15 protein-coding genes are annotated in these 17,929 nt (G+C 73.9%); 9 read left to right on the top strand and 6 right to left on the bottom strand.

The genetic code is table 11. The features are described 5' to 3' along the window. Positions 1-47 precede the first annotated feature (47 nt). Positions 48-1,421, bottom strand: coding sequence for a lipase family protein (locus LPT13_RS05730; protein ID WP_242165333.1), 1,374 nt, complete (start codon positions 1,419-1,421; stop codon positions 48-50). 471 nt (positions 1,422-1,892) lie between these two features. Here LPT13_RS05730 and LPT13_RS05725 point away from each other — a divergent pair, with 471 nt between their 5' ends. Together LPT13_RS05725 and LPT13_RS05720 are read left to right on the top strand one after the other, a co-directional pair. Continuing rightward, positions 1,893-2,156 carry a type II toxin-antitoxin system HicA family toxin gene (locus tag LPT13_RS05725; RefSeq protein WP_242164501.1) on the top strand — a complete coding sequence of 88 codons (264 nt, stop codon included), beginning with the start codon at positions 1,893-1,895 and terminating at the stop codon, positions 2,154-2,156. Next, positions 2,149-2,478 carry a type II toxin-antitoxin system HicB family antitoxin gene (locus LPT13_RS05720; protein WP_242164499.1) on the top strand — a complete coding sequence of 110 codons (330 nt, stop codon included), beginning with the start codon at positions 2,149-2,151 and terminating at the stop codon, positions 2,476-2,478. Before LPT13_RS05725 ends, LPT13_RS05720 begins: the two co-directional genes overlap by 8 nt. On the opposite strand, the gene LPT13_RS05715 is transcribed toward LPT13_RS05720, so the two are convergent. Continuing rightward, the gene (locus LPT13_RS05715) at positions 2,475-3,656 is read right to left on the bottom strand and encodes a glycoside hydrolase family 5 protein (protein ID WP_242164497.1); all 1,182 of its coding nucleotides are present in this window, start codon (positions 3,654-3,656) and stop codon (positions 2,475-2,477) included. The genes LPT13_RS05720 and LPT13_RS05715 overlap by 4 nt on opposite strands. Positions 3,657-3,902: 246 nt before the next feature. Between LPT13_RS05715 and LPT13_RS05710 the strand changes: the two genes are divergently transcribed. Together LPT13_RS05710 and LPT13_RS05705 are read left to right on the top strand one after the other, a co-directional pair. Then, complete coding sequence (locus LPT13_RS05710) at positions 3,903-4,565, top strand: cytochrome c biogenesis CcdA family protein (protein ID WP_242164495.1); 663 nt, start codon at positions 3,903-3,905, stop codon at positions 4,563-4,565. Between the two features lie 13 nt (positions 4,566-4,578). Continuing rightward, the gene (locus LPT13_RS05705) at positions 4,579-5,340 is read left to right on the top strand and encodes a TlpA family protein disulfide reductase (RefSeq protein WP_242164493.1); all 762 of its coding nucleotides are present in this window, start codon (positions 4,579-4,581) and stop codon (positions 5,338-5,340) included. Positions 5,341-5,479: 139 nt separating this feature from the next. On the opposite strand, the gene LPT13_RS05700 is transcribed toward LPT13_RS05705, so the two are convergent. Further along, complete coding sequence (locus LPT13_RS05700; protein WP_242164490.1) at positions 5,480-6,625, bottom strand: tetratricopeptide repeat protein; 1,146 nt, start codon at positions 6,623-6,625, stop codon at positions 5,480-5,482. Next, positions 6,618-7,109, bottom strand: coding sequence for an HIRAN domain-containing protein (locus LPT13_RS05695; protein WP_242164489.1), 492 nt, complete (start codon positions 7,107-7,109; stop codon positions 6,618-6,620). Before LPT13_RS05695 ends, LPT13_RS05700 begins: the two co-directional genes overlap by 8 nt. Before the next feature lie 187 nt (positions 7,110-7,296). On the opposite strand from LPT13_RS05695, the gene LPT13_RS05690 reads away from it, so the two are divergent. Genes LPT13_RS05690 through LPT13_RS05675 form a run of 4 tightly spaced genes read left to right on the top strand, consistent with a single transcriptional unit; the run spans position 7,297 to position 12,584 of the window. Further along, positions 7,297-8,331, top strand: a complete 1,035-nt coding sequence (locus LPT13_RS05690; RefSeq protein WP_242164487.1) for a helix-turn-helix transcriptional regulator — start codon at positions 7,297-7,299, stop codon at positions 8,329-8,331. Beyond that, positions 8,331-11,720: an AAA family ATPase gene (locus tag LPT13_RS05685; protein ID WP_242164485.1), complete on the top strand. Its 3,390-nt coding sequence runs from the start codon at positions 8,331-8,333 to the stop codon at positions 11,718-11,720. The genes LPT13_RS05690 and LPT13_RS05685 overlap by 1 nt, the downstream gene beginning before the upstream one ends. Continuing rightward, positions 11,717-12,109, top strand: coding sequence for a hypothetical protein (locus tag LPT13_RS05680; RefSeq protein ID WP_242164483.1), 393 nt, complete (start codon positions 11,717-11,719; stop codon positions 12,107-12,109). The genes LPT13_RS05685 and LPT13_RS05680 overlap by 4 nt, the downstream gene beginning before the upstream one ends. A gap of 37 nt (positions 12,110-12,146) precedes the next feature. Further along, the gene (locus LPT13_RS05675; protein ID WP_242164481.1) at positions 12,147-12,584 is read left to right on the top strand and encodes a type III secretion system chaperone family protein; all 438 of its coding nucleotides are present in this window, start codon (positions 12,147-12,149) and stop codon (positions 12,582-12,584) included. Between the two features lie 57 nt (positions 12,585-12,641). Here LPT13_RS05675 and LPT13_RS05670 read toward each other — a convergent pair whose 3' ends face one another. Both LPT13_RS05670 and LPT13_RS05665 read right to left on the bottom strand, forming a co-directional pair. After that, positions 12,642-14,549, bottom strand: a complete 1,908-nt coding sequence (locus LPT13_RS05670) for a RecQ family ATP-dependent DNA helicase (RefSeq protein ID WP_242164478.1) — start codon at positions 14,547-14,549, stop codon at positions 12,642-12,644. Between the two features lie 336 nt (positions 14,550-14,885). Beyond that, positions 14,886-16,001, bottom strand: a complete 1,116-nt coding sequence (locus tag LPT13_RS05665) for a zinc ribbon domain-containing protein (protein WP_242164476.1) — start codon at positions 15,999-16,001, stop codon at positions 14,886-14,888. Positions 16,002-16,240: 239 nt separating this feature from the next. Between LPT13_RS05665 and gdhA the strand changes: the two genes are divergently transcribed. Continuing rightward, positions 16,241-17,572: an NADP-specific glutamate dehydrogenase gene (gene gdhA / locus LPT13_RS05660; protein ID WP_242164474.1), complete on the top strand. Its 1,332-nt coding sequence runs from the start codon at positions 16,241-16,243 to the stop codon at positions 17,570-17,572. Positions 17,573-17,929: the final 357 nt, after the last annotated feature.

Below are 17,929 nucleotides of genomic sequence, written 5' to 3'. Positions count from 1 at the left end.
ATCCCATTCTACCGCCGCGCGAGCGGGGCGCGGGGCGGGACGCGGCCTCAGGCGGCGAAGGCGAGGTCGGCCTCGCCGAGGGACTGGAGCCAGGCGATGTAGGCGTCGGGGTAGTGGGAGGCCAGGACAGCCGCGGGGTCGAGCGCGGCCAGGGCGCCCAGGGCGGACGCGAGCTCGCCGGGGGCGGGCGGCGTGCCGTCGTCGGCGGTGAGGACCGCCGCCTCGGCCTCGAAGGCGTCGAGGGCGTCGGCCGCGCGGCGGGCGCCGCCGGCGTCGAAGCCCACGCCGGTGTTGGCGCGGAAGGCGGCCGCCATGGCCGCGGGCGCGCCGTCGGACGGCCCGAGCGCGTCGCCGGCTCCCGCGGCGGCCGCGCCGCCCGATGCCGCGCGGCCGTCCCGCGGGATGGTCACCGTCACACCGTGGCGGCCGTAGCCCCAGCTGGCCAGGGGCAGCCGCGGCACCAGGTCGCCCTCGCCCACCACGTTGAAGATGTTGCCGTGGCAGCCCTTCCCCGCCGCGCGGGTGGATGCCGGCGCGGCGAAGGTGTAGGCGAACACGCCCGAGGCCGGGGCGAGCACCTGCGACGTCCCGGCCAGGTCGTCGAGCCCCGCGGCCAGCAGGTTGGCCACGGCCCCGCCGCGGCTGTGGCCGGTCACCAGGATGCGCGTGGAGGCCGGGTCGGCGCCCAGGTCGGCGACGTAGGCGGAAAGCGCGCGGGCGAGCTCCGCCTTGGCCGCGCGGTAGCCGTCGTGATCGGGGCCCTCGCCCAGGTTGAGGTTGGTGAGCCACTCGAAGCCGTAGCTGCCGCGCACGCCCGCGAACACGAGGGTGACCGGCCCCTCCCCGGGCGCGTCGACCATCTTGGACGCGAAGGTGTAGGCGACCCCCTCGTGCGACCCGGTGAGGAAGGCGCCCACCTCGTCGAGGAGGCTGCTGCGCCAGGCGTAGGAGTCGGTGCGGATGGCGGTGAACCCCAGCGACGCGAGCGTTCGCTCGGCGAAGGGCCGGCCGCCCGCCGCGCCGCTGTACCAGCACGACTCGGCGTTGCACACGGCGGAGAGCACCGCGCAGGCCCGGGCCAGGTCGTGGTTGTAGGAGAAGGAGTCGGCCAGCAGCCAGCGGTCGTCCCACGCCAGGCGCGCCGAGGCGCCGCCCCGGGCGGCGGGATGGCCCGCCCAGGACGCCAGGGCGGCCGCCTCGGAGAGGTACTCGGCCGCCACCACGCGCCGGGAGGGCGCCGTCGCGGCCGTCGCGGGGCCCTCGGCGCCCGTGGCCCACGCGGCCGCCGGCGCGTGCGACGCGGCCCCGCGCCGCACGCCGGCGGCGTCCGCGTAGCGCGCCTCCACGGCCAGAAGCGCCGTCACCAGGAGGCAGGCGACGACGATGGCGACGACGCGCGCGGTATGTCGGACGGCCCCCATGGCCACGGCAGCCCCCTTCCCTCAGGCTGCGCCCACGATACCATCTCCCGGCCCCCGCCGCCCCTATCTCACAGAATCGTAAGCCTCCGCGGCGGCCGGGGGCGCGATAGCCGCGGCGCCCTAGGCGGCGGGCGGGGCCTCGCCGCGGAGCACCGCGCGCAGCCAGCGGCCCTCGGCGGACAGGTTGGCCTCGTTGAAGCCGCTTTTCTTCTCAAGAATATCGATCATTTGTTCTTGTTTTGTGTTATCATGCCCCTAGAGCCAGTACGGGGGCCGGAACGCCGGCTGCGACACCGCTCGCCGCCCCGCAAGATCCTCTGCCATGAGAGCCGCGACACGCAGAGGAGCCGCCATGCCCCGCGCCACCCACCTCCCAAAGCACCCCCCTCTCCCGCCGTCATGCCGGACGCGCCCTCGCGCGTCTCCCCCTTTGATTTGCAACTGTTTTTCAGTTACCATGAGGAAGCCGGGATGACGCGCGTCGAGAAGCTCGCGGCCAAGCTGAGGTCTGAGCCGAGCGCCTTCCGCTTCAGCGACTTCGCGAGGGTCATGGGCCACTACGGCTACGAGATAGACCAGAAGGGGCGCACCTCGGGCTCCCGCGTCCGGTTCTACCGCCCGCGGGACGGGCGCATGCTCATCATGCACAGCCCGCATCCCGGCGACGAGATGAGCGCCGGCGCCATCCGGTACGCGGCGCGGTTCCTCTACGGCGAGGAGGCCGACGATGAGTAACGTCCTGAGCTACAAGGGCTATTCCGCCCCGGTCGAGTTCGACGGAGAGCGGATGATCCTGACCGGATCCGTCGCGGGCATACGGGACGGCATCTTCTTCGAGGCCGAGGGCGCCTCGGACGTCGAGGCGCGCTTCCACGCGGCCGTGGACGACTACCTCTCCTTCTGCGCGGAGAAGGGGAAGGAGCCCGAGAAGCCGTTCAAGGGATCCTTCAACGTGCGCGTGAACCCGGAGCTGCACCGGCGCGCGGCCCTCGCGGCCGCCGAGCGCCGGGAGTCCCTCAACCAGTTCGTCGCCGCCGCGATAGCCGCGGCGCTCTAGGCGGCGGGCGGGGCCTCGCCGCGGAGCACCGCGCGCAGCCAGCGGCCCTCGGCGGACAGGTCGGCGTCGGTGAAGCCGCTCTCCTTCTCGCAGCCGGGCAGGAAGAGCGCCGAGGACTCGTCCTTGTTCGACAGGTTCCAGCACACGTAGCTCACGCCGAGCTCGTCCATGAGCGCCACCCACGCGTCGGCCGAGGCGTAGTCCACCGCGCCGCTGCCGCTCGCGTCGCAGATGCCGAACTCGCTCACGAACACGGGCAGCCCCGCCGCCACGGCCGCGGCCAGGCGGTCGCGCAGCGGCTGCTGGTGGGTGGCCGCGTAGAAGTGCAGCGCGTAGAGGACGTTGTCGCCGAGCTCGCCCGCAAGCGGGGCCGCCGCGGCCTCGTCCACGCGCTGGGACCACTCGGGCGTGCCCACGATGACGACGGCGTCGGGGTCGTTGGCGCGGATGGCGGGGATGACGCGCTCGGCGTAGGCCCGCACATCGTCCCAGGTGACCGACCCGTTGGGCTCGTTGCAGATCTCGTAGAGCACGTTGTCGCGCCCGGCCAGGTCGGCCGAGACGACGGAGAAGAAGGCCACGGCCTCGTCGGCGTGGGCGAGCGGCGTCTGGTCGGAGAGCACGTGCCAGTCGACGATGGCGTAGAGGTCGGCGTCGGCGGCCCAGGCCACGCCGTCGCGCACGAGCCGGCCGAGCGCCTCGCGGTCGCCGCCCGCGCACCACCCGCCGTACTCGGCGGTGTAGAGCGCCAGGCGCACCACGTTGGCGCCCCAGTCGTCGCGCAGCTCGGCGAAGAGCGCGGGGTTCACGTACTGCGGGAACCACGCCAGCCCGTGGGTGGACACGCCGCGCAGCTGCACCGGGGCGCCGTCGGCGCCGCAGAGCCGCGCGCCCCGAACCTGGAGCGCGCCGGCGGTCGAGGGCGTGGCGGCGGCCGGGTCGGGCGCGGCCGGGGCCTCGGCGGAGGCGGGCGCGGGATCCTCGGCCAGCGAGGCGCCCTCCGCGTCCGGGGAGGGCGCGGCAGCCTCGGGCGCCGGCCCCTCGGAGGCGCCCGGCCCCGCCGGCGCGGGCGCCGAGCACCCGGCGAGCAGGACGGCCAGCGCGACGAGGGCGACGAGGCGGACGGTAAGGGCCGAGGGGCCGGCAGTGGGGACGCGGATCGGAGTCAGGCGAAACATGGGGCCTCCTTCACATCAGACGCCACGATTATAGGCCGGCCCCCCGCACGCAGCCGCGAGATCCGGGGCACGAGGACGCGCCCATCCCCGCCCCGCCCGCCGCGTCCCGCGACCACGGGGCGGCAGCCCCCGGGTAAGCGGACGGGAACGGCTGGCGGCCCGGGCCGCGCAAGGGGCGCGGGCGCTGCTATACTCCCCTCCCATGGGCAGCGCGCCCCGACGGCGCGACAGACGGGAAGGCAGGCCATGCAGTACCTCATATCGTTCCTCGAGGGCGTCATCACCTTCGTGTCGCCCTGCCTGCTGCCCATGATCCCCCTCTACGTCACCTACTTCGCCGCCGGCGAGGAGGCGCCGGTGCGCACGGTGCTCAAGAACGCCCTCGGCTTCGTGCTCGGCTTCACCGTCGTGTTCGTGGCCATGGGCGCGCTCGCCTCCTCGGTGGGCGCCTTCCTCGTCGCGTACCAGGGCATCGTCAACGTCGTCTGCGGCGCCGTGGTCGTCCTGTTCGGCCTGTACTTCCTCGGCGTGGTCAAGCTGGGCTTCCTGCGCGGCACAAGCGCCTCGATGGCCGGCCGCCAGCTGGGGTTCGCCTCGTCGATGGCCTTCGGCGTGGTGTTCTCCGTCGGCTGGACGCCCTGCGTCGGAGCCTTCCTGGGCTCGGCGCTCATGCTGGCCTCCACCCAGGGGTCGGTGGCCGTGGGCGTGGGGATGCTTCTGTGCTACTCGGCCGGGCTGGGGCTGCCCTTCGTCCTGGCCGCCGTGCTCATCGACAAGCTGAAGGGCGCCTTCGACGCCATCAAGCGCCACTACGACGTCATCACCAAGGCGTGCGGCTGGTTCCTCGTCGCCGTGGGCATCCTCATGGCCACGGGCCTTCTGGGCAACCTGCTGTCGCTGCTGAGCTAGAAAGGACCAGACCATGGAAGAGAAGCGACCCGAGACGACCGACGCGCGGCCCGACGCGGCGGACGACACGCGACCCGAGGCGGCCGGCATGCCGCCCGAGGCGAGCGGCCCGAGGCCCGGCGGGGCGGGCGGCCCCGCGGCGGCCGACCGCAAGAGCCACCGCGCGCTCCTCATCGGCATCGTCGCCTTCGCCGTGCTGCTGGTGGCCGCCGGCGTGGCCTACAACGCGCTGGCGCCCGCGGCCGAGAGGGAGGATCTCGTCGCCCAGCCCTCCTACAAGCCCGAGGCCTCCCAGCCCGGCGGCAACGCCGCGCCGGGCCGCGCGGACGGCTCCTCCGCCGGCGCGGCGTCCGAGCCCGTGGCCGCGCCCGACTTCACCGCCGTAGACGCCGACGGCCGCGAGGTCACCCTGGCCGACTTCCGCGGGCGGCCCGTCGTGCTCAACTTCTGGGCCAGCTGGTGCGGCCCGTGCCAGCACGAGATGCCCGCCTTCCAGGCCGCCTTCGACCGCTACGGCGACGAGGTGCAGTTCCTCATGGTCAACATGACGGGCATGAACGGCGAGTCGCGCGAGACGGCGATGCGCCTCATCGAGGCCGAGGACTACAGCTTCCCCGTCTTCTTCGACCAGAACGGCTCGGCGGCGCGCGCCTACGGGGTGAGCTCCATCCCGCAGACCTGGTTCGTCGACGCCGACGGCAACGTCGCCGGGCGCGCCATGGGCGCCCTCGACGAGGCGCGGCTCGACCAGGGCATCGCGCTCATCACGCAGTAGCGCGGGCCACGGCGGGCGCGGAGCGCGTCGCGGGCATCGCCCGCCGGCGCCCCGGCCCGCCACGATTCCGGCCCCGTCACGACCCCGCGAGGCCCCCGGCGACCGTCCGCCGGGGGGGGCTTCGTCGCAACCGGGGCGCCTAGTAGCCGCCGTGGATCTCCTGGGCCATGCGCCGGGCGCCCACGCGGGCCTCGTGGAGCGGCCGCTTGAAGAACCAGGCGCCCTCGCCGAGGGCCCGGCCGAGCGCGTCGGCGGCCTCCTCGTACCACGCCTGCGCCTCCTCGAAGGAGTGCGGCCGCCCGAGCGCCCCCTCGCAGGCGCGGGCCAGGCGCAGGGCCGCGTTGCCGAGGGCCGCGTCGTCGCCGGAGGCCAGCGCCAGCTCGCGGGCCCGGGCGTACCAGGCGAGCGCCCGAGCCGGGTCGGCCACGCATCCCTCACCGGCCGCCGTCATGTCGCCGAGCGCCCAGCAGGCCTCGGCGTCGGCCGCCTCGGCCCCGCGGCGCAGGCACTCCGCGGCGCGGGCGGCCAGCGGGCGCGGGGCCGTGTGCAGGGCCCGCTCCTCGAGCCGCGTCCGCCAGTAGCGGCCCCGGCCCAGGTCGTCGCGGTAGATGACCCCCAGCCGCCCCCACGCCCCCGCGTCCCCGCGCTCGGCGGCGTGCAGGTAGAGCAGCTCGGCGGCGCGGAAGCACTCGGCGCGCAGCTCGGCGTCGGCAGCGTCGCAGGTCGCCAGGGCCTCGGCGAACAGGCCGTCGGCGAGCTGGCGCGCCTTGGCGCCGCCGGGGTCGCGGTCGTTGGGATAGGACCCGGTGAGCACCCGCCCGACGCGCTCGCCCGTGGCCGGGTCGAGCACCGGCTCGCTCACCCACACCCGGGGCAGGCGCTCGGCGGCCCCGCGGCCGCGGCGGTCGACGGCGAACACCGGCGTCGCGGCGCGCCGGGCCCGCCAGCGCTCGCCCCGCAGCCGCCCGGGCACGAGGCTCGCCTCGGCCCCGCCGTTGGCGCGCCGCACGCTCGGCGAGCCGAACAGCAGCCACGACGCCCGCGCGCCGAGCCCCACCGCGCGCGGGCGCGGCGCGAGCGCGGCGCGAGCCGCCTCGGCCAGGCTCGCCCCCGGCCGCCGCACGGGATCCGCCCGGCGCACGGGCGCCGCCTGCGGCCCCCGGGACGCGCCCGCCGTCCCGCGCTCCCGCGCCCGCGCCGCCGCGCCGGCCGGCCGCACGCGCCCCGCGCCCGCAGGCGCCATCGCCGCCGCGCCGCACGCGGCCGCCGCCATCATCCTAGGCATAGAGCCTCACCTCCATCTGGATGCGCGTCCAGTTCCCCAGCTGGTCCACCGACCCCACCACGCCGGCCACGTCGCGGCCGCCGTCCAGGAGGCGCGCCACCACCTCGTTGTGCTCGCAGGACACGTACCCCAGGCGGTTGCCGCGGCCGTCGCGCACCTCGGTGGCCCAGGGGTCGTAGGGGTTGCGCCGGTCCCGCACCAGCGCCAGCTCGTCGCCGGGGGCGAGCCCCTCGGCCAGCGAGCGCACCCCGGGCACGTGGCGCGTCCCCGCCACGGCCGTGCTCTCCACCAGGGGAAGCGAGCGCCCCGGGCCGGCCCCGGCCCCCGCGTGCACCCGCCGCCGCGCCGCCGCGTCCCCGCCGGACTGCGCGGCCCGCGCGCCCGTCCCGCCGGTCTCCCCGGCCCGCGCGGCAATCCCGGCCCCGGCCGCACCCGCCGCCGCGTCCCCGCGCGCCTCCCGAAACGCGATGATCCTCGATTCCATGGCTACCTCCCACCCGACGGGCCCCACCGGGGCCGTCCGTCGCGAATGACCGTCCGAATGCGCCCATAATAGTCCCCGCCCCTTCCCAAGCTGTACTATAATCGGTACTCACAGAAGCCTTTCGCGCGTCGGCCGCGCCCGGGCCTCCCGGGTCCTCGCCACGGCGCGCCGCGACCGGGAGTACGCCATGCCCCAGGAGAACCAGAAGCTCAAGCTCCTCCACCTCGTGCGCCTCTTCCACGAGGAGACCGACCCCGACCACGGGCTCACCATGCCGCAGATCCTCGAGCACCTGGCCGGCAAGGGCATCACCGCCGAGCGCAAGGCCATCTACCGCGACATCGAGGCGCTGCGCTCCTTCGGCCTCGACATCACCACCCTGCCGCGCCGCCCCGTGGAGTACGCCCTGGCCAGCCGCGAGTTCTCGCTGTCCGAGATGCTGCTGCTCGCCGACGCCGTCCAGGGGTCGCGCTTCCTCACCCAGGGCAAGTCCGACGCGCTCGTGCGCTCCATCAAGACCCTCGGGTCGCGCCACCAGGCCAAGGCGCTCGCCAAGCGCACCCACGTCGAGGGCCGCGTCAAGACGCAGAACGAGAGCGTCTTCTCCAACGTCGACTGCATCCACGAGGCCCTGCGCGAGAAGCGCAAGGTGTCGTTCAAGTACTTCAAGTACGGCGTCGACAAGCGCCGCGTCATGCAGCACGGCGGCCAGCCCTACGTCGAGACGCCGGTGCAGCTGGTCTACAGCGACGGCTTCTACTACCTCATCGCCTACAACGACCGCCACGACAGCCTCGTCACCTACCGCGTCGACCGCATGACCTCGCTCATGATCTGCGACGAGAAGGCGGCGAGAAGCGAGCTGATATCGTCGTTCGACGTGGCCGAGCACGAGCGCCGCGCCTTCGGGATGTACCAGGGCGACCCGGTGCCCCTGACGCTGCGCGTGCGCGAGGACGCCATGAGCGGCGTGATCGACCGCCTCGGCCGCGACGTGACCGCCACGCCGGCCGGCGAGGGCTGGGCCCACGTGGCCGCCACCGCCATGGCCAGCCCCGTGCTGTTCGGCTGGCTCGCCCAATTCGGCGACGCCGTGGTGGTGGAGAAGCCGACGTCGCTGGCCCGCGCCTACGCCGACCACCTGCGCGCCATCCTCGCCGCCCACGGCGAGGGGCTGGGCGCCGGGGACGACGGCGCCGTCGCGGAAGGCGGGACGGCCTGATGCGGCGCGCGCTCACCTACACCCGCACCGACGTCGAGTCGGTCCTCGACAGCCTCGAGGCCGAGGACGCCGCCGCCCAGGAGGCGGCCGGGGCGCTCTTCGACGAGGGGCTCGTGGCCGTCGTGGAGGACGAGGCCCTGGGAGGGCGCGCCATCGGCTTCGCGCTTCCCGACCCCGCCGCCGCGGCCGCCGTGGCCGCCGGCTGCGTGGACGCGGGCGCCTGCGCGCTTCTGGACGGCACGCTTCCCCGGGCCCGCGGCGCCGTCATGAAGCAGGGCCACGGCGACCTCAAGTGCTCCCGCGGCGACGCGTGCCCCCGCGCGCTGTGCCCCTTCGCCCTAGCCGCGTGCTTCCGCGCCCTGGACGACCTGGGCGCCACCGTCATCCCCCTCTACTCCGAGGCCCTCGACGTGTCTCGGGCCATCGCGCGCTTCCGCCGCACCTGGGCGCCGCGCCTCATCCGCTCGGACACGGCGCTCAACCTGCTGCTCGCCCGCTCCGAGGACGACTTCTCGGGCATCCTCGTGGTGGACGACGACACCTACCTCGACGAGTTCACGGCCGACCTGGCCCACATCCTGGCGAAGATGGGCAAGATCGACGAGGACGGCCTCGAGCGGCGCCACATCGGCGCGCTCCTGCGCTCGGTGAACCCGGTGGAGGCCACCTTCCACGCCACCCGCGACGAGAACCTCAAGGCCCGGCGCCTCTACGTCGTCGACCGGCTCGACGACTTCTTCGAGCGCGACCCCGAGCGCGACTTCTCAGCCCGCTACCTGGTGGAGCGCTTCGGGCACGTGGTGGACCACCGCTACCTCGTGCTCGCCGGCACCAAGGGCGAGCTCGCCCGGTTCCTGGGGCTGTCCCCCACCCTCGAGCTCCTGCTCGGAGAGCACCGGCTCGAGCTGGCGGGGCTTTCCGCCGCCGACATCTACGAGCTCTACCTCGAGGAGCTCGACGAGGCCGTGCGCGCCGAGGCCGACGACGCCTTCCGCGCCGAGTTCACCGCCTTCGTCGACTTCAACCTCGACATCCTCCCCTTCCGCGGCAAGGAGCTCGCTGACTACCTGGCCAAGACCTCCAACGCCCGCGGCGTGCTGGCCCTGCCGCCGAGCCGCTACCGATCGTCCTCGCTCCAGGAGATGCTCGACGGCATCGTCGGCCTGCGCTCGGTGAAGGAGACCATCCGCCAGCTGGAGGCCTACGCGCTGTTCGCCAAGCAGGCCGAGGGCCAGGGCCTCTCCATGCCCAAGACCAACCTGCACATGGCCTTCATGGGCAACCCCGGCACCGGCAAGACCACCGTGGCGCGCATCATCGCCACCATGCTCTACAAGATAGGGATCATCAGCCAGAACAAGTGCGTGGAGGTCACGTCGAAGGACCTCATCGCACGCTACGTGGGCCACACCGACAAGCAGGTGTTCGACGTGGTGCAGAGGGCGCGCGGCGGCGTGCTGTTCATCGACGAGGCCTACGCGCTGGCGCCCGATCCGCACCACTCCGCCTCCTTCGGCTACGAGGCTTTGGCCGAGCTCGTCAAGCTCATGGAGGACTACCGCGACGATCTGGTGGTCATCGTGGCCGGCTACGAGCGCGAGATGGCCGACTTCATCGACGCGAACCCGGGCCTGGCGTCCCGCATCGGCTACACCTTCCACTTCGCCGACCTCACCCGCGACGAGCTGGCCGAGGTGTTCGCCCTCGAGCTCGCCCGCGGCGGCTTCGAGGCCGGCCCCGGCGTGGACGCGCGGCTCGACGAGCTGTTCGGCTACTTCGCCGGGTTCAAGAGCTTCGGCAACGGGCGCTTCGCCTGCGAGGTGCTCCAGCGCGCGCTCGTGCGGCACGCCGTGGCCGCGCGCGACGAGGGCCGCGAGGCCACCCGCGTGATCGAGGCCGCCGACATCCCCTCGCGCCGCGAGATGATGGACGTGCTCGACGGGGCCTGCGCCACGGCCGACGAGCTGATGGCGCCCATCGTGGGGCTCGACGAGGTCAAGGAGCGCGTGCGCGAGATCGAGCGCGTCACCGCGTTCCGCGCCCGCGCGGCCGCCGAGGGCCTCGCGCTGCCGCCGCAGAACCTGCACATGGCGCTCACCGGCCCGGCCGGCACCGGCAAGACCACCATGGCGCGCATCATCGGGCGCGTGCTGTTCGCCACGGGCGCCGTGCCCGGCGACCGCTTCACCGAGGTGCAGGCGAAGGACCTGGTCAGCTGGTACGTGGGCGGCACCTCCGACGAGACGACCAAGCTCATCGAGCGGGCGCTCGGCGGCGTGCTGTTCATCGACGAGGCCTACGCGCTCACCGAGACCTCATCGGGCCAGGAGGCGCTCGCCATCCTCGTGAAGGCGATGGAGGACCGCAAGGGCGAGCTCGTGGTGATGCTCGCCGGCTACGACGGGCCCATGCGCGCGTTCCTCGACGCGAACCCGGGCATAGCCTCGCGCATCGGCTACCGCCTGCGCTTCGAGGACTACGAGCCCGACGACCTGGCCGAGATGCTTCGCCGCAAGGCCGAGGCGGCCGGCCTTGCGCTGGAGGAGGGGGCGCTCGCGGCCGCGGCCGACGTGCTGCGCTACTTCCACAACGTCGAGAACTTCGGCAACGGCCGCTTCGTCGACGAGGTGCTCCAGCAGGTGATCGCCCGGCGCGCCGGCCGCGCGGGCGGGGACGTGCGCGAGGTGCTGGCAGACGACGTGCCGGACGTCGGGCACTTCTGCAAGCTGTCGGCCACGACGGTCTTCGACCCGGTGGACGTGGCGGGCGACGACGCGCGCCGGCGCGTGGCGGCCCACGAGGCGGGCCACGCGCTCGTCGGCCTGGCCGAGACGGGGCGCACCGACGTGAAGGCGGTCACCATCGAGCAGGAGGGCACCGGCACCCTCGGCTACGTCCAGCACGAGAAGAACCGGGCCCGGCCCCTGCCCACCGCCGCCGATCTTCAGGCCGAGCTGGCCATGCTCATGGCGGGCATGGCCGCCGAGGAGCGCGAGTGCGGGGCGTTCTCGGCCGGCAACAGCTCCGATCTCACCCAGGCCACGGCGCTCGCGCGCGCCTACGTGGCCACCTACGGCATGTCGGGCGCGGGCCTCGTGCAGCTGGTGGCGCCGGACGCCCGCGGCGAGCGCTGCCCCACCGCCGAGCTGCCCGAGGCGGTGCTGGCGCGGATGAACGAACTCATGGCCGCGGCGCTCGCCCGGGCGCGGGAGGTCATCGACGGGAACGCGGCGGCCTTCGAGGCGCTGCGCGACGCGCTGCTCACGGGCCGCACGCTGCGCGGCGAGGAGATCGTCGCGCTGTGGGAGCGCCACCGCGCGGGCGGCGGGGCTGGCGAGGACGAGGAAGGGGCGCCGGCCGACGGCGCCGGCGAGGAGGAAGTCCGATGAGCACGAAGCCTGAAGAGTCCGACCTGCTGGCCAGCCTGAAGGCGGCCCTCGGCGGCAGGGGCGTGAAGGAGGCCCGCGAGGCCGCCGAGGAGGCGCAGGCCGCGGTGCCCGCGCTGCCCACGCAGCCCGCAGCCGCGCCCGCGGCGACCGCCCCGTCCGCCGCCGGTGGCGTCGGCACCATCCCGTCCGCGCCCGCCGGGGCGGGCAGCTCCACCGCGCCCGCCCCGGCTGCTCCGGATGCCGCGCCGGTGACCGGCGCCGCCCCGGCCGAGGTGACCGCCGCTCCCCTTCCCGAGGCCGACCCGGCCGCCGCGGAGCGCGCCCGTTTCCTCGCGGAGCTGCGATCCTGCGAGGACATTCTGAACGCAGCAGCGCCCGAGGAGCGCTAACATAGGCAGCAGAGAGAAACCGGCGAAAGGAACCAACATGGCAGACGCAGCGTCCCAGGCCCTCGACTTCGAGCGCGCGCTGGAGGCCCACGGGCTCAAGTTCGACCGCGTGGAGGTGGCCGAGGGCGACAAGCCGCTCGTGGCCCTCAACTTCGGCGGCGGCGACTTCTCCTACAACCACGTCCGCATCCACGTCTTCTTCGACTTCGACGGCGAGAGCGCCCAGGTGGTCACGTCCCCCATCGCCTCGATCCCGGCGGACAAGACCGCCGCGGTGCTCCTGGCCGTGAACAGCGCAAATACGCGCTTCCGCTGGGTGAAGTTCTACATCGACGACGACAACGACCTCATCGCCGAGGCCGACGCCATCATCTCCGAGCCCACCGCCGGCGAGGTGCTCACCGAGCTCGTCGGCCGCACCGCCTCCATCATCGACGACGTCTACGCCGACTTCATGCGAGCCGTCTGGGCGTAGGGAGACTGCTAGAACCCAGGGGCGGCCGGCAGGACACAATCCTGCCGGCCGCTTTTTCTATTCCCCCTCGTAATCGCGGATGGCGGCCATGAAGTCGGCGCCGTAGCGCTTGAGCTTGGCGAGACCGACGCCGGACACCTCGAGGAACTCCTCGTCGGTGGCGGGGCGGCGGGCGCACATGTCGCGCAGGGTCGCGTCCGAGAACACGACGTAGGGCGGCTTTCCCAGCTTGGTCGCGATGTCCTTGCGCAGAGCGCGTAGGCACTCGAAGAGCCCCTCGTCGCCCGCGGGCGCGCCGCCCGAGCTCCCGAAGGCGCGGCCGCCGCCCGCGCCGGCGCCGCCGCGGGCGGCCTTGCGCGACACCGACTTCATGGCCAGCGAGAACCCGGGCTCGGCCGCCTCGCGGAAGCGCGGGCCCAGCTGCACCGTCGGGTACGTCCCCTCGGTCACCACCAGGTACCCGCCCGCGGCCAGAAGCTCCACCACCTCGCGGATGCGCGCCGCCGGCACCGCGGCGGGAAGCGGCGTGCCGGCCGGCCCCGCGGGCGCGCCCTCGGCCAGGTCGCCGAAGCAGCCGCAGGCGGAGAGCCCCAGCTCCTCCACGCGATCCGAGGCGTGCCCGCGCAGCACGTCGGCCACGATCCCCTTCCCGAAGCGCCCGCGCAGCTCGTGCACGCAGCGCATGACGGCGCGGGCCTCAGCCGTCACGTCGACCGCCTCCACGCCGCCAGTGCAGTTCCCGCAGTTGCCGCAGCCGCCCTCGGCCGGCTCGCCGAAGTAGCGCAGGATGTAGCCGCGCAGGCAGTCGACGGTGTAGCAGTAGCCCACCATCGTCTCGAGCATCCGCCGCCGCGTGGCGCGCACCGCGTCGGCCTCCTCGGGCGTGAGCTCCTCGTTGCCCGACTCCTGCTCGATGAAGAAGCGGCAGGTGGATATGTCGCCGTCGCTCCACAGAAGCAGGCACTCCGACGGCTCGCCGTCGCGGCCGGCGCGGCCCGCCTCCTGGTAGTAGGCCTCCATGGAGCCGGGCAGGTTGTGGTGGATGACGTAGCGCACGTTGGACTTGTCGATGCCCATGCCGAAGGCGTTGGTGGCCACCATCACGGGCGCGTCGTCGTCGATGAAGGCGCGCTGGTTGGCGGCGCGCTCCTCCTTGGCCAGCCCCGCGTGGTAGCGGGTGGCGGGCACGCCGGCCGCCACGAGCGCCTCGTGGACGCGCTCGACGTCCTTGCGCGTGGAGCAGTAGACGATGCCCGACTCCGCGGGGCTCGCGAGCGCGCGGGCGGCGATGCGGGCGATCTTGCGCTTGGGCTCCAGACGCTCCACGGCGAAGCCCAGGTTGGGTCGGTCGAACCCGGTGACCAGCACGAGCGGGTCGCGCAGGCCCAGGAGACGCGTGATGTCGGCGCGCACGCGGCCCGTGGCCGTGGCGGTGAGCGCGCAGACGGGAGGGCGCGCGGGCAGCGTGGCGATGAAGTCGCCCACGGCCAGGTAGGACGGGCGGAAGTCCTGGCCCCACTGGGACACGCAGTGGGCCTCGTCCACGGCGACGAGCGCGATGTCGGCCTGGGCGGCGAAGTCGGTGAAGCGCGGGTCGGCCAGGCGCTCGGGCGCCACGTACATGACGTCGTAGGCGCCCTCGAGCGCGCGGCGCATGACGGTGCCCTGCTGGCCCGGGGTGAGCGTGGAGTTGAGGTAGGCGCCGCGCACGCCGGCGTCGAGCAGCGAGCGCACCTGGTCGCCCATGAGCGACACGAGCGGGCTCACCACGAGCGCCATGCCGTGGGCCGCCACGCCGGGCACCTGGTAGCACAGCGACTTGCCCGCGCCCGTCGGCATGACGCCGAGCACGTCGCGGCCCTCGAGCACGGCCTCGACCAGGGCCTCCTGCCCCGGGCGGAAGCTGGCGTAGCCGAACCGCTCGGCGAGCACATGCCGGGCCTCATCCATCGTCGCGAGCGCCATGGCGCCTCCCTCCCTCGTGTCTCGGAGGGCCATTCTACCGCTGGCGGGCCACGCGGGGCGCCCGCGCCGGCGGCGGCCACCGCGATTCCACGAGGGCCGGCGGCCGGGCGCGGGGGGTGCGGGGGCGCGGACGGCTAGGTCGTCAGACGCACGGCGCGTTTCCGCCAAAAAGCGGACTTGTGAACCGCAGGGGAAAGCTTCGAAGAAGTTAGCTGAGGGATTTTCCTGGGAAGATGCGGGCATCGACTCCTGGGAGGGCGCCTCAGCCGCCCCTCCCGCGCCCCACGGGTTCACAAGCCCGCTTTTTGGCGCGAATCCGCCTCCGCCCGTGCGCGACTAGGCCTCGACCTTGGCCGGGTCGGCGCCGGGGTAGCGCTCCTGGTAGTCCCTGAGGTAGCGGTTGACGCCGCCCTCGTTGGCGGCGGCCATGGGCGCGCAGATCTCGTCGGAGTGCCCGGCGGGATCCTCGAAGCCCACGTCGACCTCCCACGAGCGCACGATGACGTCGATGCGCTGCCACAGGTCCTCGTAGAGGGCGGCGATGTCGGCGGCGCAGCCGCGGTAGGGGGAGTCGGCGGGGATGCCGAGGGCCGCTACCTCGTCGCGCGCCTCGGCGATGTCGGCGCGCAGGGCCTCGCAGCGGCCGAGGGCGGCGCGGCGCTCCTCCAGGCTGCCGCTGACGTAGAGCCCGTTGAACTCCTGGGCGGCCGCCGACACCCGGCCGTCGAGACCGGGCAGCTCGCCGTAGTACGCGGCGAGCGCGGCCTGGGCGTCATCCTGCGCCCCCGGCAGCCGCTCTGCCGTGGCGGGCGCGCGGCCGTCGGCGGGCTCCGGGTCGGGCGCGGGGGGCGCCGGCGCGTCGGCCGCCCCGTCGGACAGGAAGCTCGTGCCCGCCGCGCCGCCGCCGGCATGGTCGCGGTTGGCCCAGGTGACGGCCGCGAAGGCGCCCATACCCACCAGCAGCGCCGCCACGACGATGCCGACGACGAGCGGCACGCGGCTTCTGCGCACGGTGTTGCGCGCCGAGTAGGTGACCGGCCGGCGCGAGCCCACCGGGCGCGCCTGGGGCGTCGTCACCGCGGGCATGCGCCGGGTCGAGCCCGACCCCACCGACACCGGGCCGGTCACGGGGCGCACCCCGCCGGCGCCGGCGCCGAGGGCGTCCATCGCCCGGGCCGCGTCGGCCGCGCGCCGGGCCGCGTCGGCGCCGCCGGCCGGGGGCATCGCGGCGGTGGCGTCCGGGGCGGCGGCCGTGGCGTCCGGGCGGGCGGGCGCCGCGTCCCGCGGGGCGGCGGTCATCGCGACGGTGGCGTCCGGGGCCGACGCGACGTCCCCCGCCCCCGCGCCGGCGCCACCGGGCGCGGGCCGCGCGCCCTCCACGGGTGCGCCGCACTCGGCGCAGAAGCGCGCTCCCTCGTCGAGGGCCTCGCCGCACTGGGGGCAGTATGCCATGGCCGCACCTCTCCTCATCCGGTAGCTGACGCGCCCATTGTAGCGCACGCGCCCCCGCGTCTGGCGCCGCCGGCGCGGGGGCGGGGCCCCTCGCCGGCCCTTTGTTTCGCGAACGTTAAATAATCGCCATGGCCCGAGGCGCGCTTCCTATAATGGCGTCGTCCGCGAGCGAAGGGCCGCCGCCTGGCCGCCTTTTGCGCCCCGCGGGGCCCGTCCCCGCCGATAAGAGGAGGTCCGCTTTGAGCTACGTATCCGACGTCATCGAGCAGGTGAAGGCGAAGAACGCCGAGCAGCCGGAGTTCATCCAGGCCGTCACCGAGGTGCTCCAGTCCCTCGAGCCGGTCATCGAGGCCCACCCCGAGTACGAGGCCGCCGGCCTCCTCGAGCGCATCGTCGAGCCCGAGCGCGTCATCATGTTCCGCGTCCCCTGGGTCGACGACGCCGGCCACGTGCAGGTCAACCGCGGGTTCCGCGTGCAGTTCAACAGCGCCATCGGCCCCTACAAGGGCGGCCTGCGCCTGCACCCCTCGGTGAACCTCGGCATCATCAAGTTCCTCGGCTTCGAGCAGATCTTCAAGAACAGCCTGACCACCCTGCCCATGGGCGGCGGCAAGGGCGGCTGCGACTTCGATCCCAAGGGCAAGTCCGACGGCGAGGTCATGCGCTTCTGCCAGTCGTTCATGACCGAGCTGCAGCGCCACATCGGCGCCGACACCGACGTGCCGGCCGGTGACATCGGCACGGGCGCCCGCGAGATCGGCTTCATGTTCGGCCAGTACAAGCGCCTGCGCAACGTCTTCGAGGGCGTGCTCACCGGCAAGGGCCTGGCCTTCGGCGGCTCGCTCGCCCGCACCGAGGCCACCGGCTACGGCCTGGTCTACATCGTGGACGAGTACCTGAGGTGCCACGGCGACTCGCTCGAGGGCAAGACGGTGTGCGTGTCCGGCTCCGGCAACGTGGCCATCTACGCCACGCAGAAGGCCCAGCAGCTCGGCGCCACCGTGGTCACCCTGTCCGACTCCACCGGCTGGATCTACGACCCGGCGGGCATCGACGTGGCCCTGGTGAAGCAGATCAAGGAGGTGGAGCGCGGCCGCATCTCCGAGTACGCCGCCCGCCGCGAGGGCGTGACCTACCACGAGGGCCGCGGCGTGTGGGTGACCCCCTGCGACATCGCGCTGCCCTGTGCCACCCAGAACGAGGTGCTCATCGACGACGTGAGGGCGCTCGTCGAGAACGGCTGCAAGCTCCTGGCCGAGGGCGCGAACATGCCCACCACGCTCGACGCCACCGAGTACCTGCAGGCCAACGGCGTGGCCTTCATCCCCGGCAAGGCCGCCAACGCCGGCGGCGTGGCCACCTCGGGCCTCGAGATGTCGCAGAACTCCGAGCGCCTCTCCTGGTCCTTCGAGGAAGTGGACGAGAAGCTGCACGGCATCATGGTGAGCATCTACCACGCCATGGACGACGCTGCCAAGCGCTACGGCCACGAGGGCAACTACGTCATGGGCGCCAACATCGCCGGCTTCGAGAAGGTCGCCGCCGCGATGATGGCCGAGGGCATCGTCTAGGGACGCGCCCGCCTAAGGATCGCCGGCGAGGGGGCCGGGGCCGCGTGCCCCGGCCCCCTCTTCGTCTCCGGGCACAACATGTGCGCCTGCGAGCACGGGATCGCACAACCTGTGGGCGCTATTTCCCCCTTATCGCCATAATCGCGCCGGACGCGCCTGTTTTCGTAGTATCCTCTCAAGTATGGAAAATCGGCAACGAAACAGCGACGAAGCACGCGGGCGCAGGCCCCGCGGGGCGGAGCCGTCTCCCTCGCGGGAGGCGGCCGCGGGCGGACGGGGGGATCGCGCCCGCGGTGATCGGGGCCGGGACGCGCGGGGGCGCGGGGAGCAGGCCCGCGCCGGGCGGCGCGCGGCGGA

The organism is Adlercreutzia faecimuris (assembly GCF_022669055.1).
Lineage (GTDB): Bacteria > Actinomycetota > Coriobacteriia > Coriobacteriales > Eggerthellaceae > Enterorhabdus > Enterorhabdus faecimuris.
This window is presented reverse-complemented; position numbering and strand designations above follow the sequence as displayed.

Coding starts and splice junctions, on each gene's coding strand:
- LPT13_RS05730 (WP_242165333.1), bottom strand. CDS start 1,421: ATGGGGGCCGTCCGACATACCGCGCGCGTCGTCGCCATCGTCGTCGCC.
- LPT13_RS05725 (WP_242164501.1), top strand. CDS start 1,893: ATGACGCGCGTCGAGAAGCTCGCGGCCAAGCTGAGGTCTGAGCCGAGC.
- LPT13_RS05720 (WP_242164499.1), top strand. CDS start 2,149: ATGAGTAACGTCCTGAGCTACAAGGGCTATTCCGCCCCGGTCGAGTTC.
- LPT13_RS05715 (WP_242164497.1), bottom strand. CDS start 3,656: ATGTTTCGCCTGACTCCGATCCGCGTCCCCACTGCCGGCCCCTCGGCC.
- LPT13_RS05710 (WP_242164495.1), top strand. CDS start 3,903: ATGCAGTACCTCATATCGTTCCTCGAGGGCGTCATCACCTTCGTGTCG.
- LPT13_RS05705 (WP_242164493.1), top strand. CDS start 4,579: ATGGAAGAGAAGCGACCCGAGACGACCGACGCGCGGCCCGACGCGGCG.
- LPT13_RS05700 (WP_242164490.1), bottom strand. CDS start 6,625: ATGCCTAGGATGATGGCGGCGGCCGCGTGCGGCGCGGCGGCGATGGCG.
- LPT13_RS05695 (WP_242164489.1), bottom strand. CDS start 7,109: ATGGAATCGAGGATCATCGCGTTTCGGGAGGCGCGCGGGGACGCGGCG.
- LPT13_RS05690 (WP_242164487.1), top strand. CDS start 7,297: ATGCCCCAGGAGAACCAGAAGCTCAAGCTCCTCCACCTCGTGCGCCTC.
- LPT13_RS05685 (WP_242164485.1), top strand. CDS start 8,331: ATGCGGCGCGCGCTCACCTACACCCGCACCGACGTCGAGTCGGTCCTC.
- LPT13_RS05680 (WP_242164483.1), top strand. CDS start 11,717: ATGAGCACGAAGCCTGAAGAGTCCGACCTGCTGGCCAGCCTGAAGGCG.
- LPT13_RS05675 (WP_242164481.1), top strand. CDS start 12,147: ATGGCAGACGCAGCGTCCCAGGCCCTCGACTTCGAGCGCGCGCTGGAG.
- LPT13_RS05670 (WP_242164478.1), bottom strand. CDS start 14,549: ATGGCGCTCGCGACGATGGATGAGGCCCGGCATGTGCTCGCCGAGCGG.
- LPT13_RS05665 (WP_242164476.1), bottom strand. CDS start 16,001: ATGGCATACTGCCCCCAGTGCGGCGAGGCCCTCGACGAGGGAGCGCGC.